The 1,923-nt window shown below is 65.4% G+C and carries 1 protein-coding gene; it reads left to right on the plus strand.

What is annotated here, in order from left to right:
* Nucleotides 1-1,923 (plus strand): condensation domain-containing protein (locus CH293_RS27620; protein WP_255123018.1); only part of this gene is annotated, 1,923 nt, incomplete at both ends.

Genomic DNA, 1,923 nt, shown 5'->3' on the forward strand with positions numbered 1-1,923 from the left:
ATCGCCGCCCGCTACGTAGACCGACCCGGCTTCGACCACTTCACCCAATCCTTCGTCTTCACCACCCCACCCGACCTCACCACCGACACCCTCCACCGAATCCTCACCCGCGTCATCGGACATCACCCGACCCTGCAGGGCCGCCTCGACATCGACAACTCCGGCGCACCACACTTCACCGGCGCCGCCACCCCGATTGAGGTCACCACCCGACTCGACACCACCGAATTCACCGACGGTTGGTCCGGACCGCGCTGGCCTGCGTACGTCACTGCGGAGACGACACGGCTCTCCGAGCAACTCGATCCGGCGAACGGGATTTTGTGGCGCGCCCTGTGGTGCACCCACTCCGGTGACACCAAGCCCAACGACACCGACTTCGGTGACACCACCGGCCGCCTCGTCATGGTCATCCACCACCTCGCCGTCGACGGAGTCTCCTGGCGCATCCTTCAAGACGACCTCGCACACGCCTGGGCACTCGACACCGGCGCCACCGACACCGACCTGCTCCCCGCCGGAACCTCCATCACCACCTGGACGCACGCACTGACCGAGCAGGATGTCACCGAGCAACTGGGTCATTGGAGCACGGTGGTGAACGCGGTCGTCCCGCTGTTCGGCGAGACCGGAATCGACCAGGAGCGCCACACCCAGGCCGCCGTCACAACTATCGACGTGAAAATCCCGGCCGGGCCCCTGATCAACAACGTCACCGCCGCACTCTCCGCCAGCGTCGAAGACATCCTCCTCACCGCAGTCACCATCGCCACCGGCACCTGGCGCGCACGCCACCACCTCGAGCCACGGCCGGTCACCATCGGCATGGAAGGCCACGGCCGCCAAGAAACAGTCGTCCTCGGCGCCGACCTCTCACGCTCGATCGGCTGGTTCACCACCTGGTACCCGATCCTCGCCGACCTCACCGACCTCGACCCCCACCACACCATCACCGACCCCACCCTCGCCGCCGACGCCGTACTACGCATCAAAGACACACTCGCACGCGTCCCGGACCGCGGCATCGGCTACGGCATACTCACCCACCTCCATCCCGACACCGCCCTACCCACCACCACCCCCGACCTCGCGCTCAACTACCTCGGCAACTTCAGTGCCGTCACCGCCAAACCATGGTCCAATTCGCCGGAGTGCCCCGGAATTCGCGCGCACCTGCCGAAAAACTCGCCCGCTGCAGCAGTGGTGGATATCAATATCGCGGTTCTCACTGGTAGCGATGGCGAGCCCATGTTCGACGGATCCTTCGCCTATGCCCAGGACATCTTGACCAGCGAACAGGCGCGCGAACTCGTCCAACTCTGGACCACCGCGCTACAGACTCTTGTCACGTACGCCAGCGGCGTGGGTGCAGGGCGCGTGCGCCGTTCCCTCACCGACTTCACCGCCAGCGGTACGACTTACGGCGACCTCACCACCTGGGACCACCGCTACGGCGACATCGCCGACGTCCAGCCCCTGACGCCACTGCAACACGGCATGGTCTTCGAATCACTCCTCGGTGACAGCGCCAGCGTGGACCTGTATCTCACGCACACGCTGGTCCACGTCACCGGAACGCTCGACAACGAACGGCTCTACAGAGCCCTGCGAACGTTGACCGAGATCTATCCCAACCTCAAAGCGGCGATCACACCCGCCGCGAACGGCGACTACGTCGCCGTCATCCCCACTCACGCGACGATCGAACTCACCGCAGTGAATGGCATTGGAGATGCAGATGCCGTGGACAAAGCCGTGGCGCGGAACCGGGAAACCGGGTTCGTTCTGGCTGACGCGCCGTTGATGCGTGTCACCGCCGTCACCACCGCAGCCGACCAGCACACCCTCATCCTGACCATCCACCACGCCATCACCGACGGCTGGTCCACCCCGCCCCTGATCGCCACACTGCTCCGCGCCTAC

It is taken from the genome of Rhodococcus sp. 14-2470-1b (assembly GCF_002259415.1).
GTDB lineage: Bacteria > Actinomycetota > Actinomycetes > Mycobacteriales > Mycobacteriaceae > Rhodococcoides.